The sequence below is a fragment of the Actinomadura sp. GC306 genome (assembly GCF_004348665.1).
Classification (GTDB): domain Bacteria; phylum Actinomycetota; class Actinomycetes; order Streptosporangiales; family Streptosporangiaceae; genus Spirillospora.
Genome location: NZ_SMKM01000380.1, coordinates 1 through 5,115 on the forward strand (window position 1 = coordinate 1; position 5,115 = coordinate 5,115).

Annotated in this window: 6 protein-coding genes; 4 read left to right on the forward strand and 2 right to left on the reverse strand. The window is 69.4% G+C overall.

The annotated features are described in order from the left end of the window. The first annotated feature begins 103 nt into the window (after positions 1-103). Positions 104-481 (forward strand): hypothetical protein, encoded by a 378-nt coding sequence (locus tag E1200_RS31135; RefSeq protein WP_131955870.1) that lies wholly within the window; start codon positions 104-106, stop codon positions 479-481. 7 nt (positions 482-488) lie between these two features. Here the strand turns inward: E1200_RS31135 and E1200_RS31140 are convergent, their stop codons facing one another. Beyond that, positions 489-905, reverse strand: coding sequence for a VOC family protein (locus E1200_RS31140; protein ID WP_131955872.1), 417 nt, complete (start codon positions 903-905; stop codon positions 489-491). A 68-nt stretch (positions 906-973) separates the two neighbouring features. Here E1200_RS31140 and E1200_RS31145 point away from each other — a divergent pair, with 68 nt between their 5' ends. Beyond that, positions 974-1,567 carry a TetR/AcrR family transcriptional regulator gene (locus E1200_RS31145; RefSeq protein WP_131955874.1) on the forward strand — a complete coding sequence of 198 codons (594 nt, stop codon included), beginning with the start codon at positions 974-976 and terminating at the stop codon, positions 1,565-1,567. A gap of 87 nt (positions 1,568-1,654) precedes the next feature. Here E1200_RS31145 and E1200_RS31150 read toward each other — a convergent pair whose 3' ends face one another. Next, positions 1,655-3,964: a DEAD/DEAH box helicase gene (locus E1200_RS31150; protein WP_131955876.1), complete on the reverse strand. Its 2,310-nt coding sequence runs from the start codon at positions 3,962-3,964 to the stop codon at positions 1,655-1,657. Positions 3,965-4,209: 245 nt separating this feature from the next. Here E1200_RS31150 and E1200_RS31155 point away from each other — a divergent pair, with 245 nt between their 5' ends. Both E1200_RS31155 and E1200_RS31160 read left to right on the forward strand, forming a co-directional pair. Next, entirely contained in the window at positions 4,210-4,563 is a 354-nt protein-coding gene (locus E1200_RS31155; protein WP_131955879.1) for an STAS domain-containing protein, read from the forward strand. Between the two features lie 15 nt (positions 4,564-4,578). Then, positions 4,579-5,022 (forward strand): ATP-binding protein, encoded by a 444-nt coding sequence (locus E1200_RS31160; RefSeq protein ID WP_131955881.1) that lies wholly within the window; start codon positions 4,579-4,581, stop codon positions 5,020-5,022. Positions 5,023-5,115: the final 93 nt, after the last annotated feature.

The window sequence follows — 5,115 nt, forward strand, 5'->3', positions numbered from 1 at the left end:
GGGTTTGGGGTGGCGTCTAGGGTGCCTTGTCGGATGGGCGTTTCGGCTGGGATTGCGTCCTCGGTCTGGGTTTGTAAGGCCCGATGGAGAGGAGAGGGTCCGCGTGATCTTTTTGGGGCTGGTCGTCGTGGCCGCCGCCATCGTGGTCGGGGTCGCGGTGGTGCTGGGCAACACGGGCGAGGCCCGAATGACCATGTTCGGCGATGCGGTCCCGGGGGTCACCGAGGAGTGGCACGTCTTCATGGCCGGGGCCGTGGTGACCATCGTCCTCATGAGCGGTCTGATGATCGCGGCGCTCGGGTTCAGGCGTGCGATGAGCATGCGCCGGGAGTTGCGGGACCTGCGGGACGAGCATGAGGAGTCCCTGCAGACGCTGGAGATGGAGCGCCGGAGGCTGCAGCAGGCACTGGCGCAGACGCGGCGTCGCGAGGGTGTGGACGGCCGGCCGTCCGTCCCGGCGCAGCGGGTCGCTCCGAACTAGGAGCGCGTTACCGGGCCGTGTACTGGGCTGCGTAAGCCTCTGAGGGGGCTATGGGCGTGATGACGTCGATGAGGACGCCGTTGGGGTCCGCGACGATGAAATGACGCTGCCCGAACTCCTCGCTTCGTATCGGCAGCTCAGGGCGCAGGCCCTCGTGGAGGACGAGCCGTTCCCATTCGGCGTCCACGTCGTCCACCTCGAAGTTCAGCAGCAGCCCTTGGGCGGGGGCGCGGTACCCGTCGGGCAGCGTCGGGTGCGTGTGGTCGAGCAGGGCGAGTTCGTAGGGGGACGTGCCGGGCCGGCGCAGGCTCACGTACCAGTCGGCCTCGAACGTCGTCTCGAAGCCCAGCAGCCCCGTGTAGAAGCGGTGGGACTCCGCGAGCCGGGAGGTGCAGATCACCGGGTAGAAGCTCGTCAGGTGCATGGCGTCTCCTTTCACATACCGTCGGTATGTGAGGCTATCGTGGCATACCGTCGGTATGTCAAGGGAGGGTGCGTGTGACCGCCAGGGCACGGCAGCGGGAGTCGACGCGGGCGACCCTGCTGCGCGAGAGCAGGCGGCTGTTCGCCGCGCGCGGGTACGGAGCGGTCAGCCTGTCGGAGATCGTCGGCGCGGCGGGCGTCACCAAGGGGGCGCTCTACCACCTGTTCGAGAGCAAGACCGAGCTGTTCCGCGCCGTCCTGGAGCAGGTGCAGGAGGAGGTCGCCCGGATCGTCGCCGAGACGGCGGATGCCGAAGCCGACCCCTGGACGCGGTTCACAACCGGCTGCCAGGCGTTCCTCACCGCCAGCACGGCCCCCGACATCCAGCGCATCATGCTCGTGGACGGTCCGGCCGTGCTCGGCTGGAACGAGTGGCGGGCGATGGACGAGGCCGGCTCCGGCACCCACCTGGCCGAGGCGATCACCGAGCTGATCGACGAGGGCCTGATCGCCGCTCAACCGGTCGCTCCGCTGACCCATCTGCTGTCGGGAGCGATGAACGAGGCCGCGCTGTGGCTGGCCGCGTCCGGAGATCCAGAGGCGAACCTCCCGGACACCCGCGCGGCCCTGACCCGGATGCTCGACGCGCTGCGCGCAACCTGACCGCTACTGCAGACCGGATGCCTGGGGCGCACGCGTATCGGCACCACGTTGGCTCCGGTCTGCCCTACAGATGTTGGGCCGCGTGGGTCAGGGGCGGGAGTCGCTTAGGAGGAGGTCCAGCAAGGTTAGGGCGCCCTCCTTGTCGAGGGGGTCGTTCCCATTGCCGCACTTGGGGGACTGGATGCAGGACGGGCAACCGGAGTCGCACTCGCAGGACGCGATCGCGTCGCGCGTGGCGTGCAGCCATTCGGCGGCGTCGGCGTAGCCCCGTTCGGCGAAGCCCGCTCCGCCCTCGTGGCCGTCGTAGACGAAGACGGTCAGCAGGCCCGTGTCGGGATGGACGGCCGTCGACACTCCGCCGATGTCCCAGCGGTCGCAGGTGGCGAAGAGGGGAAGCAGCCCGATGGACGCGTGTTCGGCTGCGTGGGCCGATCCGGCCAGGTCCAGGTCGTCCAGGGCGGATATCTGTGCTTCGGAGAGCGTCCACCAGACGGCACGGGTGCGGAGGGTGCGGGGTGGGAGGTCCAGGGGTTTCTCGCCGAGCATCTCGCCCGTCTGCAGGCGGCGCATCTGGTAGCCGACCACCTGGCGGGTGACTTCGACGGTTCCGAAGCAGAGCGTGGCGTCGCCCCAGGCACTGGAGCGGAGCCGTTCCACGATGGCGATGTCGGTTACGTCGCGGGCGGTCGTCGAGTAGTCGGGGTCGGCCGATTCCACCAGCGCGACGGAATCGTCCAGATCGAGGGTGTGCACGATGAACGAGTCGCCTTGGTGGATGTAGACGGCACCCTCATGGACGGTGGTGTGCGCGGACGCCTCATCGACCGTGCCGAGAAGGCGTCCCGTGCCCAGCTCCACGACCTGGATGGGGTCACCCCCCGCGCCCCGGATATCGGCCAGGCCGGCGGCCTTGTCGCGGCGCGTCCAGTACCAGCCGGCGGGACGGCGGCGAAGGAAACCGCGGCGGACGAGGTCGGGCAGCAGGTCGACGGTCGAGGGGCCGAAGAGGGGAAGGTCGTCCTCGGTGAGCGGCATCTCGGACGCCGCCGCGCAAAGGTGCGGTTCCAGGACGTACGGATTGTCCGGGTCGAGCACGGTGGCCTCGACCGGCCTCCCGAAGATCGCCTCCGGGTGGTGGACGAGGAACGTGTCGAGCGGGTCGTCGCGGGCCACCAGGATCGACAGGGCCGCTTGGCCGGAGCGTCCGGCCCGTCCTGCCTGCTGCCAGAGGGACGCGCGGGTGCCGGGCCAGCCGCAGACGATGACGGCGTCCAAACCGGAGACGTCCACGCCGAGTTCGAGGGCGTTCGTGCTCGCCAGGCCGACGATGGAGCGGGAACGCAACGCGGCCTCCAACGCACGCCGTTCCTCGGGCAGATAGCCGGCGCGGTAGGCGGCGACCTGTTCTGCCAGGGCAGGGGTGACCTCGTGCAGGGCGCGCTTGGCGCTCAATGCCACTGACTCTGCACCGCTCCTAGAGCGAACGAACGCGAGCGTCTGCACGCCTTCTACGACGAGGTCCGCCAGGAGGTCGCCCGCCTCGGCCGTGGCCGTTCGGCGGACAGGCGCACCACGCTCGCCCCGCAGTTCGGTCAGGGGCGGCTCCCACAGCGCGAACGTTGCCGGTCCGCGTGGCGAAGTGTCCTCGTCGACGGCGACGACGTCCAGTCCGGTGAGGCGGGACGCGGTAGCGGCGGGCTCGGACGTCGTCGCCGAGGCCAGGATGAAGGTCGGGTCGGCGTGGTAGCGGGCGCACACCCGGCGCAGGCGACGCAGCACGTGCGCGACATGCGACCCGAAGACACCGCGGTATCCGTGCGCCTCATCGATGATCACGTAGCGGAGGCGGCGCAGGAACGACGACCAGCGGGTGTGGCTCGGCAGGATCGACCGGTGCAGCATGTCGGGATTCGTCAGGACGTAATTTGCATGCTGCCGGACCCAGGTGCGTTCGTCCTGCGGGGTGTCCCCGTCGTACGTCGCCGCGCGGACGCGGGTGAGACGCAGCGAGCGCAACGCGCGGAGCTGGTCGGCGGCGAGCGCCTTGGTGGGCGACAGGTAGAGGATCGTCCCCTGGTGGCGGGAATTCTCGTCCCCGTCATAGATCGCCTCGATGGCGGGCAGCAAGTAAGCGAGCGACTTCCCGGACGCCGTCCCGGTGGCCAGGATCACAGACCGTCCAGCGCGGGCGTGCTCGGCCGCGGCGGCCTGGTGCTCCCAGGGGGCCTCGATCCCGGCCCCCGCCAGCCGCTCGACCAGCAGCGGCGGCGACCAGGCAGGCCAGGCCGCCCGACGGCCCCGACGTGCGGGAACGCTCTCCACATGGGTGATGCGTTCGCGCCTCGTCGGGTCGGCGAGCAGCCGGTCCAGGGGAGTTGAAGATCTTTGGGCGCCCATCAGGTTTTCAGTTTGCCAGCCGGGGCAAAACAACGGGAACGCCCCGGCGCCGGTGAGCCCGTACCCCTGCCCTGGCCACTGGATCAGCAGGTCAGACGGGATGGCGCGAACTTTCGCCCGTGTGGGCGATAACGTGCGTGTACCACGCCGGAGCGTGGTTGAATCACGGCGAAGTCTCGACGGCCGAACCCGCTGGGCGTTCGCCGATCGAGATCGGATAGTGCTGCACGGCGCGTGGAGGATCTGTGGACCTGAAGGTGAACGACTACACCACCGACGATGGCCTCACCGTCATCACGGTGGAGGGTGAGATCGACGTCTACACGGCGCCGAAGCTTCGCGAGAAGCTCATCGATCTGGTCAACAAGGGCAAGTTCCACCTGCTGGTGGACATGGAGAAGGTGGAGTTCCTCGACTCCACCGGTCTCGGCGTGCTGGTCGGCGGGCTCAAGCGCGTCCGCGCGCACGACGGTTCGCTGGAGCTGGTGTGCACCCAGGAGCGCATCCTCAAGATCTTCCGGATCACGGGGCTGACCAAGGTTTTCGGCATCCACGACTCGATCGCCGAGGCCGAGGAGAAGCGCAAGGGCGCCAAGTAGCGGCCAGCAGCTGAGATGTCGACCGTTGAACTCTCCTTCAGCGCGCTGCCCGTCCACGTCCGGACCGCCCGCCTGATCGTCACCGCCGTCGCACGCCGCAGCGGTGTCGCCGAGAACCTGCTGGACGAGGTCAGGCTCGCGGTGGGCGAGGCGTGCTCCCGGGCCGTCGAGGCACACCGCCTGCACTGCCCGGACGAACCCGTCCGCCTGGAACTGAGCGGCGCCGACCGGCGCTTCGAGGTGACCGTCAGCGACACCGTCCCCGGCGACGACGAGTCAGGGGGCCTCCCCAAGGCCCCGGACGCTGAGGAGTTCGAGTACGGCCTCGGCGGTGAGGGCACCGCGGAGTTGGGCCTGGCCGTCATCGCCGGCCTCGCCGACGACGTGGAGATCGCCTCAACCCCCAAAGGGGTCCAGATAAGGATGAGCTGGCCGGCTGAAGCAGAGGCGACCATCTAGCCGCGCGCCCACCCGACCAACCAGAAGGCCCCGCCTCCCCAGGCGGGGCCTTCTGGTCACACCCCACGGCTTCCCAGCCACCCCCACCCAGCC